Source organism: Planktosalinus sp. (genome assembly GCF_059864935.1).
Genome location: NZ_JCBCCK010000196.1, coordinates 1 through 1,708 on the forward strand (window position 1 = coordinate 1; position 1,708 = coordinate 1,708).

At 42.8% G+C, this 1,708-nt stretch carries 2 protein-coding genes; both read left to right on the forward strand.

The features are described from left to right. Window positions 1-1,153, forward strand: a 1,153-nt coding sequence (wecC, locus tag AC6F75_RS07090; RefSeq protein WP_500714267.1) for a UDP-N-acetyl-D-mannosamine dehydrogenase, incomplete at its 5' end; no start/stop codon positions are given. Continuing rightward, a partial coding sequence (locus AC6F75_RS07095) for a DapH/DapD/GlmU-related protein (protein WP_500714268.1) occupies window positions 1,150-1,708 on the forward strand: 559 nt, incomplete at its 3' end. The genes wecC and AC6F75_RS07095, both read left to right, overlap by 4 nt.

Consider the following 1,708-nt stretch of genomic DNA (forward strand, 5'->3'; position numbering starts at 1 on the left):
AGTTGATACCATCAACGCAGGGAAAATCCATATTGTGGAACCGGAGCTGGATGGTATTGTTTCAAAGGCGGTAAGCAACGGGTTCTTAAAAGCAGGAACAACGCCCGTTGAAGCAGACACCTACCTGATTGTGGTGCCCACGCCTTTTAAAGCCAAAAACGAACCGGATATCTCCTTTGTTGAAGCTGCTACCAAAGGCATTATACACTTGTTAAAAGCAGGTGATTTATACATCATTGAATCCACTTCACCCATAGGGACCACAGAAAAAATGGCGGCACTTATTTATGAAGCCCGCCCGGAGCTTAAAGGCAAGGTTCACATTGCTTACTGCCCGGAGCGCGTGCTTCCCGGCAACGTGATGTATGAATTGGTACACAACGACCGCGTGATTGGAGGACTTGATGAAGCCGCAACCCAAAAAGCAACCCACTTTTACCGTCAATTTGTAAAAGGCGACTTGCACCAGACCAATGCCCGCACTGCCGAGATGTGCAAACTGGTGGAAAACTCCTCACGTGATGTGCAGATTGCCTTTGCCAACGAACTCTCCTTGATTTGTGCCAAAGCCGATATCAATGTTTGGGAACTCATACGCCTGGCAAACAAACACCCAAGGGTAAACATCCTGCAGCCCGGTTGTGGGGTGGGGGGGCACTGCATTGCTGTGGACCCTTACTTCATCGTGGCCGATTACCCCATGGAAAGCCAATTGATTGGGAAGGCCCGTGAAATCAACAATTACAAATCGTTTTGGTGTGCAGAGCAAATCAAGGTGGCCAAGCTGGAATTTCAAATACAACACGGACGAAAACCCGCCATTGCCCTGATGGGGTTGGCCTTTAAACCCGATATTGACGACCTGCGCGAAAGCCCGGCCAAATACATCGTGCAAAAAGTATTGCAAGACTCTCGTGATGAAGATTACTTTATCGTGGAGCCCAATATCAAAAGCCATAAAGTGTTTAAATTGACCGACTATAAAGAGGCTGTTGAAAAGGCAGACATCATTGTTTTTTTGGTGGCGCATAAAGAATTTAAACAACTCCAAATATCACAGGATAAGGTGGTGTTGGATTTTTGTGGGGTTTTGAATACGCAAATAAGCGAACAAGCGAATATGCCATTAAAAACAATAAATAATAACCAATGAAATATTTCGCACACGAGACAGCAGTTATTGATAAAGGCTGTACAATTGGAGAAGATGTAAAAATCTGGCATTTTTCACACATTATGCCCGGAGCTGTGATTGGCAACAAATGCAATATTGGTCAAAACGTTGTTATTTCTCCGGAAGTAGTTTTAGGAGACAATGTAAAAGTTCAAAACAATGTCTCCATTTATACCGGTGTCATTTGTGAAGACGATGTTTTTTTAGGACCGTCTATGGTTTTTACCAATGTAATCAACCCCAGAAGTGCTGTTAACAGAAGAGGTGAGTATTCAAAAACTACTGTAAGAAAAGGAGCATCTATTGGTGCAAACGCTACTATAGTTTGTGGGAATGATATTGGAAAATTTGCATTTATTGGAGCAGGAGCAGTAGTGACAAAAGAAGTACTTGATTTTGCACTGGTAGTAGGAAATCCAGCAAAGCAAATAGGGTGGGTGAGCGAATATGGACACAAATTAAACTTTGATGAAAATAACATAGCAGTATGCCCTGAATCAAAACAGGAATATAAATTAGAAAACAATAAAGTAA